Genomic DNA, 25,864 nt, shown 5'->3' on the forward strand with positions numbered 1-25,864 from the left:
ATTTCAATAAATTGAGTATTTGAAAAATTAATTATATATGGTATCGATTTCAATAGTAAAATCAAATGCCCCTTTTGTCAAGATTTTTTTAGCCCATCAAAATTTTGTACCCTACTTCTAGCTACTATTGAAATAGATTAAGCATGGTCATTAATAAATAACTTAAAAAGAAAATAATAATTAATAATACAAATTGCCAAACTTAAAGCCACAGTCATCCTTTATTGTTCCCTGTGACCAATATGCCTGGCTCTATCTCCGGTTATTAATCTTAACTTCCGTGCAGCCCCTGGTGATGGTTATCATCACTGGAAAATAAAAAAATAATCCCCTCTTACCTGGTGGCAGCCTATTCTTCCCGAGCAACTATTTTTAGATAACCAATTCCTATGGCAAATATTATTAATGAAAGAACCACCGCAATTGCTGAGCCGTATCCCATCCTGAACAAACCAAAAGCCTCTTTATACATAGAAACCGCCAGAGTTTCAGAACTTCTGGCCGGCCCGCCGGCAGTCATAACCCATATAATATCAAAGACCTTGAAACTGCCAATTATATTTAAAATTATCACTATGGTGGTTATTGGTTTTAAAAGAGGCAATATTATCCTAGTAAACGTCTGCCACTCGCTGGCTCCATCAATCTTGGATGCTTCCAGCACCTCCCCAGGGATATTCTGCAGTCCCATCAAAAACAACACCATGTTCAATCCAGTAACCTGCCAGGTGGTAGCAATAACCATGGCCAGCGTATTATCCGGTACATTAAGCAGCCAGGATTTTGGCTCAGAGAATATGCCAGCAGATACCAGAAAAGAATTTAATAATCCGCTGCGGGAAAAAATCCACCTCCAAATTATGCCTATACCTGCTCCGGACATGGCCAGGGGTATATAAAATATAGATTTGATCTTATTGGAAAACCAGACATTATTTATGAATACTGCCAGCAATAAACCCAGAACCATGGGAATTGCCAGTATCAGCACCACCCATATCAAAGTGTTTCTTGTAGATATAAGTAAATTTACATCTGAAAAAATCTTCACATAGTTCTTCAGGCCCACAAACTCCATAGGATGTAGCAGATCCCAGTCAGTAAAACTGGTATAAAATACAAAAACTACTGGTGTTATCAGGAAAATCAGCACCATGAGCAATGCGGGCAGGGGATAAAGATAATTGGTCCAATTACTTCTAATCCTACTATTCCTACTATTCAAATCACTTTCCTCCATCATAGATCTAATTTACAGGCGCAGGCTGCACCCTGCGCCTGTCTTGCTCGTCTATTAGCTTCTAAATTCTTCCCAAGCCTCGCTTGACAACTTTTCAAGTTCGGCCATTACATCCTGGTAACTGTCCGGATTCAAGACAAATTTATCCAGCGCAGCACAGGCAGGAAGGGTAATGGTTTCCAGGGTTGCCTCCCAGTATCTGACTATCAGCTGGGCTTCTGGATCTGCAAACACATCATCGGCAATTTTGGTTTTTACAGAATCCAGGTGGTCAGCGGGAACATCAGCATTAGGCGATATGTAGTTCATGGTCTCAGACCATATCTGCTGGCCTTCATCGGACAACCAGTACTGTACAAACAGCTCCGCTGCCTCCATATTGGAAGCATTGGCAGAAATACACAGAGGCCCTGCTTCAAATATGACCGTCTTGGGAACATTTTCAACCTTGGGCGGTATTACAAACATGGAATAATCTTCTCCGCCTGTTAACTCAATCTGATCGAAATATGCAGTAAACCAGTCACCGCAATAGGTCATAGCAACTTCACCTTTGGCAAACATGGGCGGTATTTCCTCTCCCAGATCCACTCCGGGATCAGTAAAATAACCTTTTTCAATCATATCTTTCCAGATAAGGAAGGTTTGTTCCACTTCTTCAGATTCATAGCTCTGTTCCCCGGCGCAAACTGCTTTATAAGCTTCAGGGTAATTGGAAGCCAGTATCTGCTGGAACCAGAAGAAGCTGGTCCAGCCTCCGGATATGGTCAGCGCTATAGGGGTTACTCCATTTGATTTGAGTGTCTCACAAACATCTATAAACTCATCCCAGTTGGTGGGCTCGCTTAATCCTTGTTCCTCAAAAACATTGGTATTGTAAAGCATTATCCATGAAGCCACCAGTACCGGAGCACCGTACACTGTACCGTCATAAGAGAAACTTTCCAGAATACCTTCATTATATTTATCTCTTACCGGTTCATACAGGCTTTCCATATCGGCAAGCAAACCTTCTTTGGCTAAATCTTCCAGTTTGTAATTAGACCACCATGTAAACACATCCGGGCCCTGCTGGGTGGATATACCGGTCTTTACTGCAGCGGTGTAGGTATCTATTTCTGTATATCCAGTCATCTCTACATCAATTCCCGTTTTTTCCTTGAATCCTGCAAATACTGCATCCCAGCCATTCTGCCATCCAGGTTTATCTGTAAACAGTTTCAGCGGGCCCAGGTCCGAATAATCCTCAGCAACTTCCTCCTCCGGTTCAGTTGCCGGTTCTTCAGCAGGTTCTTCGGCAGCTTCTTCCGCAGGCTGTTCAACTGCTTCTACCTCCGTTTCCTGGACAGGCTCTGCTTCCTGGGCACAACCTAAACCAATAAACAGGAAGGATAAAGCAAAGGTTATTGTAATTAACCATGTAATTACTTTTTTCATTTCTCATTCCTCCTTTTATTTGTAAATAACATTTATCTTCTAATAATCTCACCTCCCATTTGGCTTGAACTATCTCCCTGCCGCCTGAATTTTTAAGCCCTGTATAAAGTATTTCTGCAGGGCCAGATACATTATTATTATGGGCAAGCTGCTTATAAGGTTACCGGTCATAACTGCCGGAACATTAGTGCCTGAATAAACCGCATTAAGCAAGGCTAGAGAGTTCATTACCGGTCTTACTGTATTGGCACTGGACAGCGCCATACCCAGTATGAGATCATTCCAGATAAAGCTGCCCTGAAACAGGAATAATATGGCAATAGGCCCCATAGAATTGGGGAGCAGCATCCTGGTATATATCTGAAAATTGCTGCAGCCGTCAATCTTTGCCGCTTCCTGAAAATCATCGGGAAGAGTAAGGAAATAGTTCCTGAACACAAACACGCTAAACGGTATTATTATGGCCGTATATATCAAGATCATTCCTATCTGGGTATTGTAAAGGTTTAGGGTAAGATAAGCCTTATAAAGGGGTATCAGATAAATCTGAATGGGAAAAATCATTCCGCTCCAGATTATAATAAATATTATGAAAGATCCCTTAATTTTAAGCTTGGTAATGCCGTAGGCAGCCAGAGATGAAAAGAATATGGCGATCATACCGCTAACTACCGCATACATAAGGCTGTTTAAAAACGGCCTTATAAGGTTGGTTTCTATCAGCACATATCTTATATTGGTAAACAGGGCAAACTTCTGGGGCATATCCCATATTTGGGATATCGCATAATCACCAGAGGTTTTAAAAGATACCAGCAGTAGAAACAGGATGGGCAACAGCCATAAAACCACCAGTGCCAGTATTATTATAAACAGCAATCCTTTCCTGGTATTTAATTTTGCCTTATCGTTTAGTTTCATAAAATTACTCCTGTTATAATTTTATCCTTAAGGTGACCATTTCATGCCCTTTCATATCCACCTTGGCCCTGCCCTTATCTACCGGACATCTTTTAATATCTTTTTCTACCGGACTGGCTGCATAACATTTTCTTATGTTTCTATCTTTTAGTTTAAGCTTTAAACCAGTGCTGCTGCCTTCTACTTCCAGCAGCCTTATTATCAGATTATCTCCGTGTTCAGATTTCTTTAATCCGGTGACCTTTATATTGCCGGGCAGTTGATCTATAAAGGCATACTCTTTTAACCCTTTCTCACTGGGCTCTGCCTTCATGAATTTGGTTTCCATGGGTGAATTGGAGGCCCAGCCAAAGTTATGGGCAAAAGAGGGAGAAAAAGGAGACTGCTTGCTGGTAAGCCGGTAGTTGAACCAGAATCTTCCCCCCTGGCTGGCTGGCGAATTGGTCCACCAGTGGTTATTCATGGCAAAAGAATATATATGGGCCTGTTGAAGCTGAATCTCATCCAGCCATTTGCCCGTATTGATGTCCCCCAGCTGTACCAGGGGTGCCTCTACCGGAGACCATAATATATCAATATCAGAATCACTTATGTCTATGTATTTTTGTATGCAGTACCAGTCTTTGGCAGACCCGGGAAGCTGCTGCTTTTCAGGCTGATAAAAACCACCGTGGCAATTAAGCAAAAACTCAGGGTTATCCAGCTTAAAGGGAAAGGCATAATATACCGCTTCCACATCCAGAGTTTCATGCTTTTCTAAATAATTCTTTACCACAATCCGGGGGTATAGATTATCCAGCAGAATATGGCTTTTTACTACTGGGCACATGTACGCTGAAGCCTGGGTGGTTATTTCGGTATAGACCTCTCCCGCAGCTATCTTCACTATTTTTTGCCCCTGGGGCACATAACGCTTAAACTCGGTACCCGGAGGAGGATAATCGTAATAATCTTTATGCAGCTCTCTAAAATAGGGCTGTAAATACAGGGCTTCCCTGGAGAATTTTTCATGCTCGCTTAAGTCTACCACCCTGGGTTTTACCGTGGTCTCATAAACCAGCTGGTTAAAACCGTACTTGCTGCCGGTATCTATCAGGTCCTTATCCAGTTTCCTGTCGTAAATCTGGGTTACCTGTCCGGTATCTTTTGCATAAGCCAAGCGGTAAAAATCATTTTCCAGTACTCCCGATCTTTCTACTTTTTCTACCGGGGCCCATTTTTCATTTGGAACCAGGTTAAACACCTTAAATCCCAGGGGAGGAACCCCCTCGGCCTTAAAAGCTATCCTGATAGACCCGGTTTGAAAGTCATGGATGGTAGGCTCCATCAGCTGTACCGGCATCTGTTTCCCTGTAACCGAATCAATTACTTGATATCCCCTGCCTCCGCTGGTTATTTCTTTGGGGATTGCTGCTTCCACTACCTCTGACCTTTCCCAGCTTAAACTGTTTAAAACCACTATGCTGTTTTCAGTATCCAGCCTGGCTTTCCGGGAAATTGCCTCCAGTGCGTTTTTCTTTACTTCTTCTGCTTCTATGGCCGCCTGGTACACAAATGCCGCCTCTTCAGCCCTCTGGCCCCGGGATTGATAGCTGTCCGGTTCAGCAACACTTATGTATGAGCTCCAGTCGGCTTCATCGGCTAAAAACATCTTCTTGTATATATAATCCAGTTTCTGTTGGGGATATTTTTCCAGAAGCTTCTGGGATTCCCCGATAGCTGAAAAACTTTCCCCGGTAATTATATCTGCATGGGTGTGGCGGTTTACTCCAGTCTCAAAGGCAGAAGCACCATGGTAATTAACCCACCAGTCCGGCCAGGCACCCTTGAATGTTTTTACCTGTTGCCCGTATTTTTTCTCAAACTTCTCAAAATACCTGCTGTAAGTGGATATCTTAAGCCTGGGGTATTCCCATTCCCGGTTCCAGTCCCTGACAATATAGCTTACCTTCACATTTGGTTTGGTATTATCACCGGGATAACCGGGAGCCCTCAGGGCAAGCAGGTCAAAACCAAAACCGCCCTCATTCTCAAGGTCATCCAGATACAGGGGCAATTTCTTTAACACCGCATCATAGGAATCTGCCAGCCCAATCATTATGCCTTCCTGGTAGGCCTGCCGCTCATCGGTGTCCAGAAGCATAACTTTAGAGCCATCCATGGCTTCCCAGTAAAAAGGCCGCGGCAACTTCAGGGCCTTGGCCAGAGTGGCATTTACTGCTGTGGAAAAGTAACGGATGCCTGCCTTGGAAAGTATCTGCGGCAGCAGCCAGGGCTGGCCGGTAACATCACTGGCCATGGCTGTCTTTATATCCACACCGCACTGGTCAGCAAACCAGAAAGCAAAATAAAGGCTCCGGATAAGCGTTTCTTCATCATTGAATTCTGAAGTATGGGCTACATACAGGGGGTTTATTTCTATCCTGCCCTCCCGGGTAAGATCTTTTACTTTTTGAAGCGAAGGCTTGTCCAGGTTGCTTATAGCCTGTTCCAGCCAGTAACCTGTCTCTACATTCCAACGGTACTGGCTGTCTTGGTCAAAATTTTCCGTCTCCCGGCAAAATTCGATAATATTCTGCAATGACTCCTGGTAGCCTCTGGCTACCCTGCTGGGCAGGTCAGTATAACCTATGTCCGTATGGGTAAAGTTCTGCACATGTATCTCCCATTTCCTCCTGGCCTTCAAGGTAATTTGTTGACGGTAGCTTTTGGAATCAGTCTGCAATATGGCTTCACAGGGTGTATCCTTGGCCAGGGCGGGAATATTTAAGAAAGAGCGGTTATCTGCATTATCTGGGTCAATATTGAAACTTCTGCTCCATCCGTCGGTATTCAGCTGAAGAATCGCTTTTTCCAATTTTTTATGATCAACCTCTAAGTTGACCACCTGAACCAGTTCTCCTTTTACTTTTTTAAATAGAACCGTGGTATTAATAGTGAAATTCAAGACTAAACCCCCTTTTAATCAAAACTGTCAATTAATGATCTTATATATCCAACAGCATGGGCCATACCTGCATGCCAGGAACACCTGTGCGGTTTTAGTACTGGCACATGATCCGGTATGAGCATGCCTTCAAAACCGCTTTGCCGGTAAGCCTTAAAAGCCTGTACCATATCTATGTCCCCGTCGTCGATAAATGTTTCCTCATACCGGGGGAAGCTTCCACGGATATTTCTAAAATGCACATAGGCAATCCGGTCCCCTTTACCGAAATAATCTATTAACTCAATCACCTTGGGCCCCACCCCTTCCATTTCCGCAAAGGTTCCCTGACAGAACTGAATCCCGTGCCAGGGGCTGGGGAATTTTTCTATAAGCTGCTTAAAATCCCGGGGACAGTTCATTATCCTTTCCTCCCCGGCCAGGACCGGTGCCGGAGGGTCTGCTGGATGAATGCATAGTTTGACCCCTGCCTCCCCGGCTGCAGGTATTATCTCTTCTAACATATAGGATAACCTCTCCCACATGGTTTTTCGGCTAATATGGCCGATAGACTGGGAAGGATTAAAATAATCAGCCTTCCAGTTTCCCCAGAACATCCCCTTTCTGGCCGGTGGGGCTTCCTTAACCAGGCTGTAATCAAAACTGGTAACATGGGCCCGGCCTCTTCCCCCTCCGCAGTTTCCTGTGCGCCAGTGTCCCCAGTAACCCACTATGGAAAAAAAGTAGCCCAAACAATTAATCTTTGCCTTGCCCAGGTTAAAGATGGTCCTCTTAAGGTTTTCTATCTGCTCTTTTCTGCCTTTCATCCCCATCATTATCCGGTCATAGTGTAAAGGAGGCAGATTTTCAATGGCTGCCAGCTTAAGCCCGTAGGATTCAATAAATTTCCTTAATTTAAGTAAATCATCAAATTCCCAGAATCCATCACCCACTCCCAGAGGCATCCAGGCTATAATGCTGTCTACTCCCAGCTGCCGGGCAAAGCTCAAATTATCATGATTCAGCCTGCCCTGTTTCAGTATCCCCAATGGAAGGTTCTGGATGTGAGGATATAAATTAAGTCCTATTTCCATTTTAATTTTCCTTATTGATTGCACTCAATCCAATAGTTAAAGAGTTATGGACCTGTGAGCCCGAGGCTATGGTTATGCCCCTTCCTTCAGCCACAGTTTTATCCAGTCCCATAATATCGGTACTGAAAGGCTCCAGACCAAACACCCTGGACATCTTATACCAGGGGTAGCCCCTGGTTTTATTAAATTCCTGCCAGTACCAGACATAAGGCATAACTTTTTTATCCCACTTCACCATCAGCCTTATATTTTCCCGGGGATTGATTATTTCATACCGTCCCTGGTCCAGGCCGGAAAGGTACAGAAACTTGGCAGTCTGGACATTGTCCCCGGCTATGAGCGACAGGTCCACTGTGCCCCCGTCGGTTAAGGGCAGATGGGGCCAGCTAAAAGTAGTGCCCGGCCGGATATTTTCATCCAGCGCCGACTTATGTTCATAAACCTTGCCCTTTGCAGCCGGTATATTTATAGTGCATCCCGGCCCAAGAAAGGGCCTGCCGTAGGCCAGATGATGTCCCCAGACCACTTCCAGGTCAACAGAACTTAAATTTACTGCTTCTTCCTCTATAAACAGCTCAGCCTGGTCCTTTACCAGCCGGAGCCGTTTTACCAGCCTTAAGGGCATCGCCCTGATTTCCGTAGACAGCTCAACCTCGATCTGTTCAGGCTCATCTCTTAGAATTCTGTAGCTCCAGGGAAGCAGGGCTGCCTCTTCATGCTGTCCCCACTCTACCCCCTGATACTGGCAGCTTCCTCCCCCATTGGGAAATATTTCCTGCCAGCCTCCCTGGTAATAATCCATGAATCTGCCTGCCGGCTGGCTCTTGGTTAAGTTAAATCTCTGCGGGTTACTGATTCCAAAAGGAGACAGCCAAACCATATCCATATCCAGGGGCTTATAAAGGAATTCAAAAATATCCGAGCCCTTATCCAGTAGAATACCCACCCTTAAATAGCGGTTTTCCAGAAACAGGCATCTCATATCTTTGTAGGTTGCGCTGTCTTTTATTCTGCAACCATAGTTTCTTATCTTTGCTGGTTTCATATATTTATTGGTTTAAAATAAATAAAAAGAGTCCAACAAAGTAAATACGATATTACTTTGTTGGACTCTTATTCTCTGCCAACTATATTTATTCTATTATGGTTTTAATTATAACAATAAATAGTCTAATTTCAAGTTTTTAGCTAAATGCACACATTCCTCCGACCAGTCCCCGTAGGTTAGGGCAAAGTGTTTACCGCAGCCAAACCTGGCAATTTGCTCAAAATATTCTTCCACTCCTATATTGTCCAGATGGATCACCGCAAAAGGTGAATGGATGTCCAGCAACTGGTAATTGATTGCTGTTCCCCTGATAATTTTAAATTTGTACCGGTCATTCATGGCCCCCAGGGTAAGCATGGTTACCTTACCCGGTTTAGCCACAAAGTTAAAGGCAAATCCTTTCCTTACTTCACCATTGGGTAAAGTGTAGGTATCATACATAAGGTTTCTTACATAAATTTCATCTTCATCTTTGGCCAGAGAAGCAGCCCCTATACCGCTATGCCCGCCCATAAGCAAGTTTTTATCTTTGTCAAATGCCCAGTTTTCCCATTGCTGGACATGGTTTTGCGAAATCCGCCCCAACAGCAGCTGGGCTAATACCAGAGACATGTCCCCTTCATCGGAACAGGCAAACTTTTCATCCAAAAGTTTGGAGATTGTATAGTAGGCCAGTACCCTGAAATCCATAAACTCATTGCAGTTTCCCGGATCCACAGTTATGGTTAAACCGGAAAGATCTCTTTCTTCTATGAGCCTTTTTACCCCCAGATAGGTTCTGGCCTCATCATACAGGTCAACCTGCCGGGGTTCTACTACCTTGTATTTATCCCTGATCTGTTCAACCTCCTTATTTATCTGATCCTCGCTTATAAAATTGAACTGTTTGACCAGGTCGGAGAAGGTAAGCCAGTCCAGCCTCACTCCAAATACTTTTTCCAGTTTGGCAGCATTATCCCAGTTATCATGCATTCCCTTAAAAAACCCGGGAAGATAGGCAACATTAGCCTTCTTAATTGAATTTACAGCCCAGCTGGCTCTGGCCATCAGGTTAATTTTGCGTATAATTTTCTCTTCAGCCGGATTTCCCACCAGAAATTCATAGTCGAAGTTATCAACCATATTGGGAATGGAGGCAGTCATCTGCAGAGTACCGTTGATACCCCAGGACCGGGAAAAATCAGTAACGGTTAAATCCCCGGGAATACCTTTATACCCCTGGACCATCAGTACCAGCACCGGAACATCTTTCCTGATTTCCTTCAGGAATCCGATAATGGGCTCATCCAGGGTATAGACAAACTGACTTATAATTATCAAATCCAGATTCAATCCGGCAAACTCCCTGCCTATCTGCTGGCCATCGGATTCCGTCCTGGCGATTTTGGTAAAATGAACCTTATTTTCAACCGAAAGGCTGTCTGTCAGTTTTTTTACATCGCCCTCTACCACCTTGTCTATATCAAACATGTCAAAAGCGCTTGAATACAACTGGTCTACAGTAATAAACAGACCAATATTGGGTTTTTGCTTATCCATATGCCATCCTCCTAACTACGGGACTGCTTTTTATATTCTTCATAAACCCGGTCTGCTATCTTCTTTACCAGGCTGTCATTGTCTACCGGTTCATTAAAGCACACTCCATCAATGCATTTCATCTGTATATTGTCATTTACCGGGCTTCCTTCATAAACAATCTTGCATACCTCTTCCAGGCAGCCGGCCACATCTTCTGACTGGAAGATCTTCCTTCCCACAATGGTGCCGGCGGCACCAGCCTTCACCGCTTCCCTGATCATATGCAGAGTCTCCTCTATGGTTCCGGTTTTAGGACCTCCGGCTATCATGATGGGAGCAGCACAGTTTTCCACCACTTCCCGGAAGCTTTCTGCATCGTCGGTAAACTGGGATTTCACAATATCGGCACCTATTTCTGCAGCTATGCGGTCATTAACTTTTAAATAATCCTTATCATAGAAGACTTCCTTATTTTTAAAATTAGCCATAACCGGCTCAATTATTACCGGAAGCCCCACCTTTTCGCATTCTTTCACTATAAGCCCATTTTTCTTTATTTCCTCTGCCTCCATAGAGGGGTCATCAAATCCCAGGGTAAGATAGGTCATAACCCCATCAGCTCCGCACCTTATGGCATCCTCTATGGAAGTGCAAATGGTAGTCCTTACTTCATTATAGGGGACCGAGCCCTTATAGCTTTTAGTCATGTTAATCCAGTCTATGAGGAGAATCAGGGAAGGAACACAGCGGCCCATTAAGTATTCTGCAGAATATTTAAGGTAGCCGTAGCTGATAATAACTCCGCTAGCCCTGGAATATTTAAAAATTTCCATATATTTATTTATTTCATTTATATCCTCCAGGCCGGGTATGGGCCCCTGAAGCAGGCCATGGGCATAGGGAATTATTACTCCCCTGCCAAACCTAGGGTCAATCAGCCTGCTCATGCGAATCTTTTTTCCGTACATAAATCCTCCTTGTGGCAAATGGTTTATCTTATCTGCTTAGATATATAGTTATTTATATCTTTCAATGTCCTGTACAATTTACTATACACATGCCGAAAGTAATTGTCATATTTTTTGTGTTTTTCCTCATCGGGAATATAACGGACTGCCTCCCTTTCTACCTGACGGTAGGCATGCTTAAAATCCTTATATACCCCCACCCCGATACCGGCCACCATAGCCGCCCCCAGGGGGGTGGCTTCCTCAATGCGGGGAACTTCGATTACCTTTCCAAACACATCGGCTTTATTCTGCATCCAGAAGCTATTTTTTGTGCCCCCGCCGGTTACAATAATCTTATCACTTTCAGTTTCTGAATACCCGGCTATGGCTTTATACAGTTCCAGCGCCTTGTAATTTAAGCCTTCTACCGTAGCCCGGATAACATCCTGCCGGCTGCTCCTGCTGTTAATCCCCAGGTATGCTCCCCGGGAATAGTTGTCCTGAACCGGGCAGGTACTGCCATATATATCCGGGAGCATAAATATCCCCCCGGAACCTGGTTCCGCCTCCTGAGCCTGCTGCATCAATATATCCCATATGTTCTGTTTTTCCTTGTCTGCCATCAGCTGTTCGCTGCCTGCCAGATGGTCCTTAAACCATTCCATTACCCCTGAAGATACCATCACTCCGTAAGCCCCGTATTTGCCTTCAATTATATGGGCCTGGCATATAATGCTCTTACCCAGACCTTCTTCTTTTAGTATGGGGCGGCTCATACACTTATGGTAATGCTCATAAGTCCCTATTACCCCCACCAGGTTATCTTCCTGGTCTCCGGCAGCAGCATAAACCCCCATCAGGCCATCCAGGCCTCCTAGTACCACCGGGGTTCCTTCCTTCAGGCCAGACTGCTCTGCAGCTTTTGCCCCCACTTCTCCTAAATAGGTTCCGCTGGGACGGGGATGGGGATATATATCCATATCCAAATTAAACATATCAAACAGCTCCGGAGACCACTCCAATTTTTCCTGATCCAGCATCAGGGTGGTGGATGCCAGCGAATAATCGGTAGCTACCTCCCCGCATAATTTGTAATTTATAAAATCTTCGATAAGCAGCCATTTGTATATTCTTTCATACAGGCGGGGCCGGTTCTGCTTGAACCATAAATTCCTGAAGATGGTATTAAGGTGCCAGGGCTTCTGGCCGTTGATTTTATATATCTGTTTAAAATCCGCATTTTTAGAAAACCATTCCAGCTGCTCCAGGGTCCGGTTATCGTGCCAGCTTATAAACGGATACAAACAGTTGCCGTTTTTATCAATGGGTACCCCGTCACAGGCAAAACCGGTTACGGCAATGCCTTTTATAAGCCGGGGTTTCCCTATACTGCTGACCGCCTCCTTAACCGAACCGGTTACGCAGTTCCAGATATTATCCGGATCCCAGAAAGCAAAATGCCGGCCATCCTGATCTTTGTACACCACCTCAGTTTTCCTCCTGCCGCTGGCTGCCAGATTACCGTAGTAATCATAAACCGCAGCCTTTATGCTGGTAGATCCGATATCTATAGCCATAAGGTACATTGCTCCGGTCTCCTCCTTCCGTGGATAAAAACTAAATTGAAATTCAATTTTATGATATAATTTTTAAGATTTATGTAAATATACAAAATTGGTATGGAAGATTTAAATCCCAGGCTATTGCTCAAAAACCTCAAGGACAACCCGGTGATACCCTGCACTAATGACTTTTCCCTTATCTCCAGTCCCCGGTTTAGTAATATTAAAATAATTTTAATGTATGACCTGGACATCATAAACCTGTTTAAGATAGCCAAGAAGAATCTGGAGATTAAAAAGGAAATAATCCTCAATGTGGATATGATAAAGGGTATTTCCTGCGATAAAAACGGGCTTGGTTTTTTAAAACAGTACCTGCATATCAATACTATTGCATCCTCCAGTCCTAAAGTAATAAACTATGCCAAAAAACTGGGCTTTACCATTGTGCAAACCCTGTTTATGTTTGATACCAAATCCCTGGAAAAAGGGATAGAGCTAATCCAGCAGAGCAAGCCCCATTTTATAGATATCAGGCCGGGTATTTCCTACCTGATAATTGAAAAAACACTAAAAAAAAGAATCACCAATATACCCATTATCTGTTCCGGACTTATACAGAAAGAATCAGATATCAAAAACATATTAAGCAAAAACGCCACTGCAGTTACTACCAGCAACCAGGCCTTATGGAATCTTTATGTTTAAGTCTTTCCGGTTACACTGCTGCTGGCCACCTCTATAATATCTACAATCTGCAAAGGATGACTGCCATTGGCTGCCTTAAGATTGCTTAAGCACAGAGGGCAGGAAGTCACCAGAAAACCGCAGCCACTGGCCCTGCATTCATTAATTATCTGCCCGGCCATATTCCCGGCCACCTGCTCATCCAGCAGCCGGATATAGCCTCCGCAACAGGAGGCCTGCTCTCTGTTTCTAAAAAACTCTACTCCTTCTGATCCTAGGAGTTTTTTCAGTACCGCCCTGGGCTGGTCATACAGGCCGCAGTATCTGCCCAGTTTACAGGGATCAAAATACATGTATTTAACCGGCTCACTGGAAACAGTTTTAACCCTGTCCAGGTTATCAGCCAAAAACTGGGTATAATGGAGCACTTTTTGGCCCCATTTAAGCCCTTCCTTTTCGTATTCACAACTGAAAGCATAATAATCTTCGGGAGCAAGGGCCACCAGCTGCTTAAAATTGTATTTCTCTATTTTTTCATAATTCTGCTTCATCAGCTTGCTGGAAAGCTCTTCTGCTCCCAGATCCCTGGCCAGCACCCCGCTGGATACCTCACTGGGGTCGTAGATATAGGAAAAACCCATGGAATCAAGAAGGCCGCCAAACTGCCGGATAAGTTCCGGCTCAAAATTTTGGGCATACTCTCCAGCATACAGGTACACATCATACTCCCTTTCTCTGTCAGCGGGCGGGTTTCCTGGTTTCTGTCCAAAGAAATTGCCGTACTTTTCCAGGTTGTCCTTAATATCATATACCGGACGGGGGGCCACCCCCTCCTTCAGGGCGGCAGCTTTTGCAGCCCGGTTGTTTTCCATTACCTGTTTGCCATCATCCCAGCAGAACTGTTCACATCGGCGGCAATCATTGCAGAGATAAAAAGAGCGCCCGTCAGCCTGCTTTAATTCTGTAGCCTTCTTTTGAAACAGGTAAAACAGATAATTTTTATTGGTTTCCAGGATTTTATGATCCTTGGTAGCATTAAATGAAGGACAGCAAAACTTGCAAAAATTATGGCAATATATGCACTGCCGGTTGGACCTGTCATCAAAGCTCATAATAATCCCCTATCAAATCAGTTTACCCCTGGTAAGGATATTGTTTTTATCCACCGCATTTTTTATATCCCTAAGCAGCCCGTATCCCGGCCCCAGCTCTTTCTTGAGCATCTTATTTTTAATCATCCCGATACCATGGTGGTGGCTGATGGATCCCCCCATCTTAAGCGTAAGCTCCATTATGTCATTCCAGATTTTATAAAACTCATCAATAGCCTGCTGCTCATCCTCCCGGTTAACATAAAATATGCTGTAGGAAGAAATGCCATGGGTATAGGCATGGGAAAAATGAGATGCTACCACAATATTTCTCTGGTTAAAATATCTCTCAATTTCATAGTAGATACCCTTTATCCTGGACCAGGAAGCAGAAATCTCTATGGCATCGGATATGCCCCCGAATTCCTCATCTTTTTCCATGATATGCCTGGTGTCAAACCTGTTTTCATACCACATCTTTCCCAGGGTATCCCCGATGTTTTTTCCCCCGTTTTTTGAACATATCTGCTCGGATACCCTGCTTTGCGCCTCCACCAGCTCCGATTTGCCTTCATAGCAGAGTACCAGCAGGCAGCCCTGATAGCTAAAACCAATATTTTCAAATTTCAGTTTTGATTCCTGACGGTTGTAAAGCCTTACTACCGGCGGAGCCAAGCCGCTCTGCAGTATATCCCTTATGGAATCCAGCCCGGCATAAATATCCTGGTACAGGTAGCACTGAAAATTCATCTTCTCCGGAAGCCGGTAAATTTTTAGATTGGCCCTGGTAATTATGCCCAGGATTCCCTCGGAACCTATAAACATGTTCTTTATATCCGGTCCGGTGGAGCTTCTGGGGGTATCGGTAAGTTCAATTACCTCCTGGTTGGGCAAAACCGCCTCTATGCCTACCAGGAAATCCTCTATGCCTCCGTATTTAGTGGAAAACTGACCCACTGATTTGGTAGCAATCAACCCGCCAATGGAGGCTGACCGGAAAGACTGAGGATAATGCCTGAAAGTATAGCCCCGCAGATTCAGGTAATCCTCTAAATTTTGTGCTATTACCCCTGCTTCCGTTTTAACTACCAGTGACTGGTGGTCAATACCCTGAATCCGGTCAAAATGTGACATATCGATGGTTATGCCCCCCTCTACCGGTATAATTCCGCCCACCGTGCCGGAACCGCCCCCGTATACATTTACCGGTATTTTTTCCTGGTTGGCGATTCTTAAAATGCTTTTCAGATGCTCCATGTTTTGGGGAAATAAAGCTACTTCAGCACTTGCCGGCGGCTGACCGTACAGGTCTATCCATTTGTAGCAAATAGGGGTAACATCCCTGGACAGGGTAAACAGATCATTGGGATTGGTGGTGATATTCTGGCTGCCTATTTCTTTGCCCAGCCTCTCCATAATGCTTTCACTAATCATTGCCGTCTCTTCTTCTAAACTTTCATAAAGCAAAAAGAGTCCAACAAAATACACACAGCAATGTACTTTGTTGGACTCTGTTTCTCAGCCAACTTTTTACAGCTGTTTTTTTTATAGCATATTTTTAATCCACTGTCAAAACATTCTACCGACTTATGTTGTTATTCAGTGATATTGTCACTAGCAAGTTATTCAGGGAAAATGTCACCTGCCGGCCCTTTACTGGCTGCTGGATCAATATTCAGAGCCAGGTAATTGACAGTTTTTTTATACCCCTGGTTTTGCTCATATTATGAAGGCCAAACTTGACAAAGAAATTATCTGATTCTATGATTGAAACCGATAACATACACTTTTAATTTCTAAGAATTTTTAATTAATTACGATGTTTCATTATGCAAATGAGGAACTTAAATGCCATTTTTCAGGATTAGGGGGTTACCAACATGTCTGAAATTATCAACGAACTAAAAGAGGCCATCTTTGCCTTCAACGGAAAGCTTTCCCGGCAATTGGCCGCCGAGGCATTAGAAGGAGGCAAACAGCCCGAAGAAATTTTGGAGGGAATGACTGAAGCCATCAGAAAGATTGGAGATGGGTTTGAAAGCGGAGAACTGTTTCTCCCGGAATTAGTGGGAGCAGCCAGTGCCATGTCAGAGGCCATTTCGGTAGTAGAAGAGAACCTGGAAAAGACCGGAAAGAAGGTAGAAAAGACCAGCACCATAGTGCTGGGCACAGTTAAAGGTGATATCCATGATATAGGAAAGACCATGGTAAAAGCATTTCTGGTAGCCGAGAATTTTAGAGTAATTGATCTGGGTGTAGATGTGGCTCCCGAGGAATTTTTGGAAGCAATAGAAAAGTACGATCCTGAAATCCTGGCCCTTTCTGCCCTTTTAACTACCACCGTAGCAGAACAGAGAAAAATAATTGAAATCCTCAAAGAAAAAGGAATGAGAGACAGGGTGAAAGTGATAATAGGAGGAGCTGCTACCAACCAGGAATTTGCCGATGAAATAGGCGCAGACGGCTATGAAACTACTGCCCCCAGGGCACCCAGGTTATGCAAAAGTTTACTAGGAAAGGAGTGAAGCCGGTATGGCATATGAAAAAGGAATTAAACGGAATATACGCCCCCTGGAGATTTTAAACCAGGAACAGATAGAGGTAATCCATAAAAAAACCCTGGAAGTTCTGCAGAACACAGGGGTAAGGTTTGAAAGCAAAAGAGCCTTGAAACTTTTTAAACATAACGGCTGCCAGGTTGATGAGGACAAAAAGCTGGTAAAATTCCCTACATGGCTGGTAGAGGATTGCCTGCATAAATGCCCCAGCAACTTCCAGGTCAAAGGCCGGGGATCCGGCCAGGGATTTAATTTCGGAGGCAATACCACCCATTTCCTGCCTTTCCCGGGCAAAGATACCATTGATCTGGAAACCTGGGAACCCAGACCTCCCACCAGGAAAGAATTTTACGATGTGGTCAAAGTAATGGATGCGCTGGAGACGGTTCACTATACAGGATCCTATGTGCCCTGGTTTGGCTTTAAGAATACTCCTGCAGTTATGCAGATGCTGGAAGGAGACGCTGCCAATTTCAGGAATAGCACCATGCCCCTTCACTGCAATTATGGTAATGACTGCGAAATATTTGCCATAGAAATGGCCAAAGCCCTGGGTGCCATTAATCTGGGTGTAGTGGCCATATCGCCCCCTCTAACCTATCAGGAAGATGCCTGTATTTCCGCCTTCAGGAATGTTGAGGCTGGATTTCCCCTGTATATACAGAGCGGCGCCACCTATGGCTCAACCTCACCGGTTACTGCCGCCGGAGCTACAGTAACCAATAATGCTGAATTAATGGCCGGAGTAGTCCTGGCCCAGCTTATAAAGCCGGGAACCGGGGTTCTGGTAAGCGATTTTGGTTTCTCCCAGAACATGCGCTCGGGCTATCCGGTTTTCGGGAGAATAGAAAGCTCCCTGCATCAGGTGGTATTTAACCAGATCTGGCGAAGATACAACATACCAATAGGCAACCACTCTACAGGAACCTCCAATTCCAAAAGGATAGATTACCAGTGCGGTTACGAGAAAACAACCTCCTGCTGGCTGTCCCTGTTATCCGGAGCAAATGAAATAGGTTTTCATGGCTGTATATACGGGGAGCTGTCATTCCACCCTGCCCAGTTAATCCTGGATGACGATGTTGCAGCAATGATTGGCCGTTTCCTGGAGGGCATCCAGATAAACGATGAAACCCTGGCCATAGATGTCATCAATGAGGTGGGCCCCATTCCCGGCACCTATCTTACCCAGGAACATACCAGGAAGTGGTGGAAAAAAGAACAGTTTATCCCCCAGAGCGCCGACAATCTGACCTATATGGAATGGATGGAAGCAGACAAAAAAGACTGTATCCAGTATGCAATGGAACGGATGGAAAAAATAGTGGAAACTTACAAACCGGAGCCTCTGCCGGATAAGGAGGAAGAGGCCATAGAGAATATAATGAAAGAAGCCCGAAAGCATTACCGTAAAACCGGGCTGATATCGGATAAGGAATGGGAGGTCTATAAAAAAGACCTGACCTCTCCGGGGTATCCCTATTATTAAAAAGTGAAAAACCTGGCCAGTATTACAAAAGTGCTATATAAAATAATTGCCTGTAGTAAATTTAAAGGTGAATCCAAATTTGCTACAGGCAATTCTAATCTCTTCTGCTAAATTATGCCATCCCTGGCTTAAATGTTCCCTATACTCCTACAACTTTTTTTACTTCAGGAATTTTTTCCTTAAGCACTCTTTCAATGCCCTGGGCTAAAGTAATCTGGGACATGGGGCATCCGCCGCATGCACCGGTAAGCTTTACCTTTACCACTCCATCATCACTTACATCTACTAACTCCACATCTCCGCCGTCTGCCTGCAGAGAAGGTCTTATTTCATCCAATGCTTCTTCTAATTTTTCCTTCAACCTAAACTACCTCCTAATATAGTTACCTTAAGAATAATGATACAAATATTGTATCATTATGTCAACATAATCATCTTTTATCCACTGCCTAACTATAGACCACCCCGCAATATACATCAACCCATATTATTTTAGAAGGGGCTATTTGCCGGTTGACTGGTACCTGATGGTTTCCTGGGGGCAGTTTTGCTCACACACCCCGCATTGCAGGCAGAAAGTTTTATCAATTTCTGCCTTTTTGTTCCCAACGGTCACCGCTTCCGCTTGGCAAACCGACCTGCATATGCTGCAGCCATCGCAATTTTCTTGATTTACCACATAAGATTTTCTGGCAACCCTGCCCGGCAGGCCCTGCAGGGCTCCATAGGGGCATATATATTTATGGAAAACTTCAGGCTGGAATATAAAGGCAAGTATTGCTCCCAGGCCCAGTATTATAAACAGTATGGGTATGTTTACCTTAACTATACGGGTAACTACTATGGCCACTGCCATAAGGGCCAGCATTATCCATGGTAAAGCCCTTGACTTCAATATCCCGGGTACACCTAACCGTTTGTAACCCATTTTTTTCACCAGCCAGTTTATAGGCCTCATTGCAGTATTAATGGGGCATATCCATCCGCAGTAAATTCTTCCAAAAAAGATGGCTGCTATAAGGGTTGCCCCAAAGACAATCAGCCAGACAATCATCTGTCCCTGAAGTATTAGAAAAATAAAAATAATTAAAAAAGCAATCTGTGATATTATCCTGGCCACATTCTTCATAAAATTCTCCTTCTCTTTCTTGACTGAAAGCAGTTTAGTATAATATAGGATAAATAGCGGTAACATATGTTACGGAAGGGATATAATATGGATATTGATATCAGCCAGCTTGGCCAAAGCAGCATTTTTGAAGGACTTTCCCCTAGAGAAATAGAAGATGTGCTGGAACAGATCTTTTATACCATAAAGCCATACAGCCAGGGACAGATAATATTTTCCCAGCACCGTTTATCCCATAGCCTTGGCATAATATTGGAGGGCAAGGTAAAGGTAGCCAAGTTTCTGCCCAGCGGCAAAAACATAATAATCGCCAGGTTTACCCCTCCGGCTAGTTTCGGGGAAGGTACAGTATTCTCACAGCAGGAATTTAACCCTTCCACGGTTATGGCCGACTCCAGGGCCAGAATTTTATTTATAGACCAGGCCAACCTTTTAAAATTATTCGCTGTAAACCAGCAGATAATGACCAATTTTTTAAAACTTCTATCCCGGAGGCTGCTGCTTCTTAACCAGAAAATCAGCCTGCTCTCCTTAAGCTCCATAAGGGAAAAATTATCCTATTACCTGCTGGACCTGTCAGATAAACAGAATTCCCTGACCGTCAGGCTCCCCTATACCAGAACCTATCTGGCCAACTATTTATGTATCCCCCGGCCATCCCTGTCCAGGGAACTGTCCCGCATGCAGAAAGATGGCCTCATACTGTCTGAAGGCAGAAAAATAACTATTATAGATATTCAGGCACTGGAAAATTTACTGCTATAAAATAAGGGTGGTTGGAAAAAGGAGGTTAATAGTTTATATTGAAATCAGGTTATTGAAAAAAGGGGGTATCATGGCAGCAGAACAAGAAGTAAGAATAATTCTGGAAGAAGCAGAAGAAACCATAAAAGGGCTGGATAATGCCGGCCAGGACCAGATGATCAAAGAAAGAATTGATGCCTTACAGGAATGCATCCTTATATTGAGCAGGAAGATAGATGAAAATTCTGAATATATGACTGATTTATATAAAGAAATATCCAGGATCAAAGAAAAGATCTGATGTTGGTCGCGCAGTGTAAATCGGTCACCATTATTATCTTCATTGCTTGAAATACTATAAAATGATGGCCCGCTCCTTTTGGTCTAAATCCTTTGCAGTAAAGTAAAATTGTGGCTAGCTGTAGAACAGCATTATAGGCACAGACAAATTTCCTGTCTGAAGAAAGTCCAATAACCTTTGCATCCTTTATATCTCTTCTTGCAAGCTCTATTAGATTTTGGATTTCTTTCTTTGAAGTTTCATGATGCTTTACTATGCCCTGGTTCAGTAAGTCTTCTAAGTTCATCTTCGTTTCCTATAATGTATATCTTCTTATCATTTAGGATAGAGTTTATAAAATGGTCTTTTTCTGTTGCTTTTTTTATAAATTTATCTAATGAAAAAACCGCATAATTAATCTCCCGCATTAGTTTTCCCCTGGGCTCCGATAGGATGCTTGAAAGCCTTTTAGAGGAGATATCTCCGATAACCATTAAGTCAATATCGCTTGACAGGTTTTCCTCTCCCCTGGCATAAGAGCCATAGATGAAAGCAAATTTAATTCCCTCTTCTTTAAAGCTCTCTCTTATGATTTCTGCTACCCCTACAGTTTTTAAAAAAACATTTTTTAAGTCCTGGGCTATGGGACAATCCTGGTTTAACTTATAATAAATCCTGTTACCCTGTGCTGAGCTTACAATTAAGCCAATTTTTTCTACCTCACGCTGAACCCCCCTTATGTGCTGAGAGGTAAGCTTAGAGATCTGCCTCTGGTAGAAACTATCATCAGCATTAAACAAAAATAGTTCTAATATCTCCACCCTTGTTTTGGAAGAAAAAAGTATATTTAGCATAATTCAATTCCTTTATACAATGTGTAGTCAATTATCAAATGCAGTTTTGCTGTTATATGGTAATCAAAAATTGAAATAACCTAGGTTAAGCAAAATTGTAAACTTAAAAGAAGATATACCGAAAATTAAATTTTAATATCTTAATATAAGCATTTATATTTCTAATACCCATCCATTTTTGGTGAATATAATTAAGACCATTTAAAATAAACATTTTAACTGTAATGTCGATGTAGTGCTTTAGCCAGCTGAGCAACACACCCTACTAATAAATTTTACCAGAGCGTAGTGCTCTCAGAGTTCAGATATTTAAAAATAACAGCAAGTTGTAACTGTGCACTATTAATGAAGTTATTGTATACTTGCGTAATCTACCTGGGGGAAAAGGTATTTAAATATATTATTACTTTAACATAACAGAAAGGAAATAATATGGAACCGCAATCCAAGCTAATACCTAAAATTATAATAGGGGTGATTATCTTTGTAGTTGCCCTTATTGTTCTTTTTAACGCTATTGTCATTGTGCAGGCAGGTAATGTGCAAGTGCTGACCCAGTTTGGAAAAACTGTGGGAGTTACATTTAAGCCAGGCATTCATTTTAAGATTCCCTTTATACAGAACACAGTAAATTATTCTACCAGGCAGGTTACATATGAAACCAGTGACCAACCTGAAGCAAGCCGGGCAGTTTACACCGATTATTCGGTTGATACCACTTCTTCTGACGGACAACAGGTGCAATTAAAGTATACAATCAGGTTCTCCATTGACAGCAGCCAGGCAGAATGGGTATTAAACAATATTGGAACCATGGATGAATTGGTAGAGAAGGTAGTCAAGACAGAAGCAAGATCCCTTGCCAGGAATATACCTAAAAAATATACTGCCTTCCAGCTTTATTCAGAGCAAGTTTTTGTTGTACAGTCAGAGCTTGCAGAAACCCTCAGACCCATATTTGAGAGAAATGGGGTTATAATGGACGAGTTCCTATTAAGAAAAATTGATTTTACTGATGAATACTTTACTATTCTTGAAGAAAAGCAGATTGCTGAAGAAAGGATAGAGGTTGAAAGAAATGTATTGGAGCAGGAAAGGATAAAGAAAGAACAAACCATAATTAAGGCTGAAGCAGAGGCTGAACAAATTACTATCAAGGGTGAATCCCTGAGAGAATACCCAGAGATTATACAGCTGGAGTTTATACAGAAGCTTTCTCCAAACATAAGCTGGGGGATATTGCCTGATAGCATAGTTCCGCTAATAGATTTAGGCGACCTTCAAAAAGATTTAGATGATTATGAAGCACCACCTACAACAACCAATGAACCAGAAATAGAAGAAGAAGCTGAAGAGGAGGAGCCCTTGCTGGGAGAATAGTATTCAGTTTATCTAAAATGATAAATATAGCCTTAAAATAGTAAATATTTATAGTTTTTAGTACCGTGTAATAAGTTATAATTCTACAGGTGCTGCAAAATAAGGGGAACCTGTTTACTTATAGATAGAACTGTAAGCATGTTTGCAGTTTAGTAATTTCTGCTTTGAAATAGAGAAAGCCGGATAGTAACCGGCTTTCTCTATAAGTGTTTTTTTCTTTTATTATTCCTCTACAAAACCAACCGCCCCATCAAAATCTGCCAGAATAAATCCTATGCCCCATCTAATTTTCTCCCCATATACGCCATTCTATGGCTTCATATTTTACCTTGTTCTCAACAACATTAAATTTTCCCAAAAATTTAACAATTTCCCTATTTCCCCCCACTGATTTCAGCTATTATATTAAACATAGATACGCAACCCTTATTTACATAAATAGGACCATAAACCACTATGTCATTAATGCCTGAAATAGAAACCGTTAAGAATAATACCGACTCTACAATCCTGGTATACTTCAATAACGGAATTGTAAAAATATTTGATTTAAAGCCATTTCTGGATAACACACAGCTCCCCCACAAACGTAAAACTTAATTCTCAAGGAGCAATCCTAAATGGCAACACATCTATAAGTGACTACGACCTCTGGGCCAGAAGCAAATTCTACGGATGGAGTAAATAAATGGCTGAATTCATCAAATACTTTGAAAAATCAGAAGATCCTGTACTGGTTATAGACAGCCGTAAACATACAGCACAGATAAACAACGCCATGTGCAATTTACTGGCCGCTAATCATTTGCATGGCAATGAAAAATTGACTGTCCAAAATGTTAAATCTCTTCTAAATAAAGCCATAGCTGATAAGGAGAAGCAGCAACGCTAACCAGCGCTTTAGAAGATGTATCACTAGATAGCTATAGGGCAGACATTGCTTTTAAGAACAAAGGAAAAGATGTAACCTTTAAAAATAATATAATTCTTATTTCATATAAAGCTAAAAAACAGATTAAAAGTAATCTTTTAATACTTTGCTTTTGCTGGTTTTCCTTAGTTTGCAGAGGGTTTTAAATTGTATTTGCCTGATTCTTTCCCTGGTAACACCAAATTCCCTTCCTACTTCTTCAAGAGTTCTCGGGTGTCCGTCGTGCAACCCAAACCTAAGCTCTAAAATCTTTCTTTCCCTGCCGGTAAGGGTACCTAAAACCTGCTGTATTTGTTTCTGGAGCATGGCGAATGATGCAGCATCAGCAGGCTTTTTGGCTTCTGCGTCTTCTATAAAATCTGAAAGATGGGTATTTCCTTCTTCACCAATAGGAGTCTCCAGTGATACCGGCTGCTGGCTTATTTTTATTATCTCCCTTATTTTGTCCGGAGTAAATTCCATCTCATCTGAAATTTCTTCGGCTGAAGGATCCCTGTCCAGCTCCTGGACTAGTCTCCGCTGCACCTTTATTATTTTATTTATATTATCACACATATGTACGGGCACCCTTATGGTTCTTGCCTGATCAGATATGGCCCTGGTTATACCCTGCCTTATCCACCAGGTTGCATAGGTTGAAAATTTGTAACCCTTTCTGTAGTCAAACTTTTCAACTGCCTTTATCAAGCCAAGGTTGCCTTCCTGTATACGGTCAAGAAAGGTTATTCCTCTTCCGGTATATTTTTTGGCAACACTTACCACCAGCCTTAAGTTTGCTTTTATCAGGGCCTGTTTGGCAGCAAGGTCTCCTGCCTCAACCCTTTTTGCCAGCTGGGTTTCCTCGACTGCTGAAAGAAGCCTTGTTTTGCCTATCTCTTTCAAGTACGTGCTCACAGAGTTATTATTTGAGAACTTGATGAAATTATCTGCCTTTTTCTTGGCAGTTTTATTCTTTTTTTTCGACAGGGCCCCATCTTTGCCCAAGATATCTATATCCAGCCTGTGTATCGCATTATAGATATTTTCAATTTGGGATTTCGACAAATCTAATCTGGGCAGGGTATCAGTAATTTCTTCAAATGTAAGCGTGCCCTCTGCTTTGCCTTTAGATATCAAAGATTTTATTTTTTTCTGTTTGCTTTCTTTATCTATTTTAATCACCTAAATCGTAAATTTTAATAATTTTTTGTGCAAAGACCTGCATCTGCAAATCCTTACCTGTCTTTTTATGCCAGAAGAAAGTCTGAATATTATTTGGGAGGATATCCCAAAAATATACTTATTTGTTTAAAATTTTATTACAAAACTTCTAATTGTTGTTACTATAACATAAAGTTACTAATATAGATAAAAGCACCCGGGCAACAAAGAAAAGCTATTACCAGATAGGCCGGTTAAGGCTCATTTAGGTGGCCAATACTATGTTGGAGTTTTAGTGACTACCTGTTATGGTATGATACAGGCAAGGGCCTAGTAGAAGAAGATAGGGTAAACATTAAAGCTAGATACCAATAAATTCAAACACCCTAAGACTTAGCACTTTGAAAAAAGCTCGAATAGTAGGAGGAAAAAATGTCAAGGAGTATCAATTCCCAACACAAAAACAAACGTGGTGAATATGTTAATTTCGGAATATCATGACTTCTTGATCATCACAGAGCCAAGGAAGGCCAACGGCGTGGGGTGGTTGACGATTTGAACCTTAAACCGGGTGATACTGTACTGGACCTGGGTTGTGGGCCAGGGCTATGGACGTCTCTGCTGGCTGAAAAGGTAGGCCCGGCCGGTCGGGTTGTTGGTCTTGACAGCGATACGGATTTCATCAGGTATGCTTCGGAAAACATCACAGATTTGTATGAGCAAACTATTGAATTTCATAAAGGTGACTTCCGTTCGATCCCATTCGAAGATGACAGCTTTGATCTGGTTTTATTTGGAAACTGTTTTTCTTATGTTGCAGATCATCAGAAGGTCTTTGAAGAGCAAAAACGGATGACATAAAAAGGCGGAAGGATTGCTATT

24 protein-coding genes are annotated in these 25,864 nt (G+C 42.6%); 8 read left to right on the top strand and 16 right to left on the bottom strand.

Annotation, left to right across the window (positions count from 1 at the left end; all coding sequences use genetic code 11):
* Positions 1-349: 349 nt before the first annotated feature.
* The 9 genes from K9H14_00440 to K9H14_00480 form a co-directional block, all read right to left on the bottom strand.
* Positions 350-1,225 carry a sugar ABC transporter permease gene (locus tag K9H14_00440; protein ID MCG9478659.1) on the bottom strand — a complete coding sequence of 292 codons (876 nt, stop codon included), beginning with the start codon at positions 1,223-1,225 and terminating at the stop codon, positions 350-352.
* A gap of 69 nt (positions 1,226-1,294) precedes the next feature.
* Positions 1,295-2,677 carry an extracellular solute-binding protein gene (locus K9H14_00445; protein MCG9478660.1) on the bottom strand — a complete coding sequence of 461 codons (1,383 nt, stop codon included), beginning with the start codon at positions 2,675-2,677 and terminating at the stop codon, positions 1,295-1,297.
* 69 nt (positions 2,678-2,746) lie between these two features.
* The gene (locus tag K9H14_00450; GenBank protein MCG9478661.1) at positions 2,747-3,598 is read right to left on the bottom strand and encodes a carbohydrate ABC transporter permease; all 852 of its coding nucleotides are present in this window, start codon (positions 3,596-3,598) and stop codon (positions 2,747-2,749) included.
* Positions 3,599-3,611: 13 nt separating this feature from the next.
* Positions 3,612-6,545: a hypothetical protein gene (locus tag K9H14_00455; protein ID MCG9478662.1), complete on the bottom strand. Its 2,934-nt coding sequence runs from the start codon at positions 6,543-6,545 to the stop codon at positions 3,612-3,614.
* Positions 6,546-6,559: 14 nt separating this feature from the next.
* Entirely contained in the window at positions 6,560-7,618 is a 1,059-nt protein-coding gene (locus tag K9H14_00460) for a mannonate dehydratase (protein MCG9478663.1), read from the bottom strand.
* 1 nt (position 7,619) lies between these two features.
* Positions 7,620-8,663: an aldose 1-epimerase family protein gene (locus tag K9H14_00465; protein ID MCG9478664.1), complete on the bottom strand. Its 1,044-nt coding sequence runs from the start codon at positions 8,661-8,663 to the stop codon at positions 7,620-7,622.
* Positions 8,664-8,771: 108 nt separating this feature from the next.
* Complete coding sequence (locus K9H14_00470) at positions 8,772-10,205, bottom strand: hypothetical protein (GenBank protein ID MCG9478665.1); 1,434 nt, start codon at positions 10,203-10,205, stop codon at positions 8,772-8,774.
* Between the two features lie 11 nt (positions 10,206-10,216).
* Positions 10,217-11,155, bottom strand: a complete 939-nt coding sequence (locus K9H14_00475; GenBank protein ID MCG9478666.1) for a hypothetical protein — start codon at positions 11,153-11,155, stop codon at positions 10,217-10,219.
* 23 nt (positions 11,156-11,178) lie between these two features.
* Positions 11,179-12,723, bottom strand: coding sequence for a hypothetical protein (locus K9H14_00480; GenBank protein MCG9478667.1), 1,545 nt, complete (start codon positions 12,721-12,723; stop codon positions 11,179-11,181).
* A gap of 93 nt (positions 12,724-12,816) precedes the next feature.
* Here K9H14_00480 and K9H14_00485 point away from each other — a divergent pair, with 93 nt between their 5' ends.
* Positions 12,817-13,407, top strand: a complete 591-nt coding sequence (locus tag K9H14_00485; GenBank protein ID MCG9478668.1) for a glycerol-3-phosphate responsive antiterminator — start codon at positions 12,817-12,819, stop codon at positions 13,405-13,407.
* Here the strand turns inward: K9H14_00485 and K9H14_00490 are convergent.
* Both K9H14_00490 and K9H14_00495 read right to left on the bottom strand, forming a co-directional pair.
* On the bottom strand, positions 13,404-14,498 hold the full coding sequence (locus K9H14_00490) for a (Fe-S)-binding protein (GenBank protein ID MCG9478669.1): 1,095 nt from the start codon (positions 14,496-14,498) through the stop codon (positions 13,404-13,406). The two genes, K9H14_00485 and K9H14_00490, sit on opposite strands and share 4 nt — an antisense overlap.
* 12 nt (positions 14,499-14,510) lie before the next feature.
* Positions 14,511-15,911, bottom strand: a complete 1,401-nt coding sequence (locus K9H14_00495) for an FAD-binding oxidoreductase (GenBank protein ID MCG9478670.1) — start codon at positions 15,909-15,911, stop codon at positions 14,511-14,513.
* 446 nt (positions 15,912-16,357) lie between these two features.
* Here K9H14_00495 and K9H14_00500 point away from each other — a divergent pair, with 446 nt between their 5' ends.
* On the top strand, positions 16,358-17,002 hold the full coding sequence (locus K9H14_00500) for a cobalamin-dependent protein (protein MCG9478671.1): 645 nt from the start codon (positions 16,358-16,360) through the stop codon (positions 17,000-17,002).
* 7 nt (positions 17,003-17,009) lie between these two features.
* The gene (locus K9H14_00505) at positions 17,010-18,524 is read left to right on the top strand and encodes a trimethylamine methyltransferase family protein (GenBank protein MCG9478672.1); all 1,515 of its coding nucleotides are present in this window, start codon (positions 17,010-17,012) and stop codon (positions 18,522-18,524) included.
* Positions 18,525-18,663: 139 nt separating this feature from the next.
* Here the strand turns inward: K9H14_00505 and K9H14_00510 are convergent, their stop codons facing one another.
* Both K9H14_00510 and K9H14_00515 read right to left on the bottom strand, forming a co-directional pair.
* Complete coding sequence (locus K9H14_00510; protein MCG9478673.1) at positions 18,664-18,885, bottom strand: NifU family protein; 222 nt, start codon at positions 18,883-18,885, stop codon at positions 18,664-18,666.
* Between the two features lie 141 nt (positions 18,886-19,026).
* Complete coding sequence (locus K9H14_00515) at positions 19,027-19,653, bottom strand: 4Fe-4S binding protein (GenBank protein ID MCG9478674.1); 627 nt, start codon at positions 19,651-19,653, stop codon at positions 19,027-19,029.
* 87 nt (positions 19,654-19,740) lie between these two features.
* On the opposite strand from K9H14_00515, the gene K9H14_00520 reads away from it, so the two are divergent.
* Both K9H14_00520 and K9H14_00525 read left to right on the top strand, forming a co-directional pair.
* Positions 19,741-20,418: a Crp/Fnr family transcriptional regulator gene (locus K9H14_00520; GenBank protein MCG9478675.1), complete on the top strand. Its 678-nt coding sequence runs from the start codon at positions 19,741-19,743 to the stop codon at positions 20,416-20,418.
* A 70-nt stretch (positions 20,419-20,488) separates the two neighbouring features.
* Positions 20,489-20,698 (top strand): hypothetical protein, encoded by a 210-nt coding sequence (locus K9H14_00525; GenBank protein MCG9478676.1) that lies wholly within the window; start codon positions 20,489-20,491, stop codon positions 20,696-20,698.
* On the opposite strand, the gene K9H14_00530 is transcribed toward K9H14_00525, so the two are convergent.
* The gene (locus tag K9H14_00530) at positions 20,682-20,984 is read right to left on the bottom strand and encodes a hypothetical protein (GenBank protein MCG9478677.1); all 303 of its coding nucleotides are present in this window, start codon (positions 20,982-20,984) and stop codon (positions 20,682-20,684) included. The two genes, K9H14_00525 and K9H14_00530, sit on opposite strands and share 17 nt — an antisense overlap.
* Entirely contained in the window at positions 20,938-21,531 is a 594-nt protein-coding gene (locus tag K9H14_00535) for a nucleotidyltransferase domain-containing protein (protein ID MCG9478678.1), read from the bottom strand. Before K9H14_00535 ends, K9H14_00530 begins: the two co-directional genes overlap by 47 nt.
* 432 nt (positions 21,532-21,963) lie before the next feature.
* On the opposite strand from K9H14_00535, the gene K9H14_00540 reads away from it, so the two are divergent.
* Together K9H14_00540 and K9H14_00545 are read left to right on the top strand one after the other, a co-directional pair.
* Positions 21,964-22,911: a prohibitin family protein gene (locus K9H14_00540; protein MCG9478679.1), complete on the top strand. Its 948-nt coding sequence runs from the start codon at positions 21,964-21,966 to the stop codon at positions 22,909-22,911.
* 688 nt (positions 22,912-23,599) lie between these two features.
* The gene (locus K9H14_00545) at positions 23,600-23,803 is read left to right on the top strand and encodes a hypothetical protein (GenBank protein MCG9478680.1); all 204 of its coding nucleotides are present in this window, start codon (positions 23,600-23,602) and stop codon (positions 23,801-23,803) included.
* A 123-nt stretch (positions 23,804-23,926) separates the two neighbouring features.
* On the opposite strand, the gene rpoD is transcribed toward K9H14_00545, so the two are convergent.
* Positions 23,927-24,994, bottom strand: a complete 1,068-nt coding sequence (gene rpoD, locus K9H14_00550) for an RNA polymerase sigma factor RpoD (GenBank protein ID MCG9478681.1) — start codon at positions 24,992-24,994, stop codon at positions 23,927-23,929.
* Between the two features lie 531 nt (positions 24,995-25,525).
* Between rpoD and K9H14_00555 the strand changes: the two genes are divergently transcribed.
* On the top strand, positions 25,526-25,843 hold the full coding sequence (locus K9H14_00555; GenBank protein ID MCG9478682.1) for a class I SAM-dependent methyltransferase: 318 nt from the start codon (positions 25,526-25,528) through the stop codon (positions 25,841-25,843).
* Positions 25,844-25,864: the final 21 nt, after the last annotated feature.

Source organism: Actinomycetes bacterium, from assembly GCA_022396035.1.
In the GTDB taxonomy this organism is placed as follows: Bacteria; Actinomycetota; Humimicrobiia; order Humimicrobiales; family Humimicrobiaceae; genus Halolacustris.

Bases quoted from the DNA above. Each gene is read 5' to 3' on its own strand.
- K9H14_00515 (MCG9478674.1), bottom strand. From the start codon at position 19,653: ATGAAGAATGTGGCCAGGATAATATCACAGATTGCTTTTTTAATTATT.
- K9H14_00465 (MCG9478664.1), bottom strand. From the start codon at position 8,663: ATGAAACCAGCAAAGATAAGAAACTATGGTTGCAGAATAAAAGACAGC.
- K9H14_00530 (MCG9478677.1), bottom strand. From the start codon at position 20,984: ATGAACTTAGAAGACTTACTGAACCAGGGCATAGTAAAGCATCATGAA.
- K9H14_00480 (MCG9478667.1), bottom strand. From the start codon at position 12,723: ATGTACCTTATGGCTATAGATATCGGATCTACCAGCATAAAGGCTGCG.
- K9H14_00500 (MCG9478671.1), top strand. From the start codon at position 16,358: ATGTCTGAAATTATCAACGAACTAAAAGAGGCCATCTTTGCCTTCAAC.
- K9H14_00460 (MCG9478663.1), bottom strand. From the start codon at position 7,618: ATGGAAATAGGACTTAATTTATATCCTCACATCCAGAACCTTCCATTG.
- K9H14_00505 (MCG9478672.1), top strand. From the start codon at position 17,010: ATGGCATATGAAAAAGGAATTAAACGGAATATACGCCCCCTGGAGATT.
- K9H14_00485 (MCG9478668.1), top strand. From the start codon at position 12,817: ATGGAAGATTTAAATCCCAGGCTATTGCTCAAAAACCTCAAGGACAAC.
- K9H14_00540 (MCG9478679.1), top strand. From the start codon at position 21,964: ATGGAACCGCAATCCAAGCTAATACCTAAAATTATAATAGGGGTGATT.
- K9H14_00520 (MCG9478675.1), top strand. From the start codon at position 19,741: ATGGATATTGATATCAGCCAGCTTGGCCAAAGCAGCATTTTTGAAGGA.
- K9H14_00475 (MCG9478666.1), bottom strand. From the start codon at position 11,155: ATGTACGGAAAAAAGATTCGCATGAGCAGGCTGATTGACCCTAGGTTT.
- K9H14_00445 (MCG9478660.1), bottom strand. From the start codon at position 2,677: ATGAAAAAAGTAATTACATGGTTAATTACAATAACCTTTGCTTTATCC.
- K9H14_00495 (MCG9478670.1), bottom strand. From the start codon at position 15,911: ATGATTAGTGAAAGCATTATGGAGAGGCTGGGCAAAGAAATAGGCAGC.
- K9H14_00450 (MCG9478661.1), bottom strand. From the start codon at position 3,598: ATGAAACTAAACGATAAGGCAAAATTAAATACCAGGAAAGGATTGCTG.
- K9H14_00490 (MCG9478669.1), bottom strand. From the start codon at position 14,498: ATGAGCTTTGATGACAGGTCCAACCGGCAGTGCATATATTGCCATAAT.
- K9H14_00470 (MCG9478665.1), bottom strand. From the start codon at position 10,205: ATGGATAAGCAAAAACCCAATATTGGTCTGTTTATTACTGTAGACCAG.
- K9H14_00545 (MCG9478680.1), top strand. From the start codon at position 23,600: ATGGCTGAATTCATCAAATACTTTGAAAAATCAGAAGATCCTGTACTG.
- K9H14_00535 (MCG9478678.1), bottom strand. From the start codon at position 21,531: ATGCTAAATATACTTTTTTCTTCCAAAACAAGGGTGGAGATATTAGAA.
- K9H14_00525 (MCG9478676.1), top strand. From the start codon at position 20,489: ATGGCAGCAGAACAAGAAGTAAGAATAATTCTGGAAGAAGCAGAAGAA.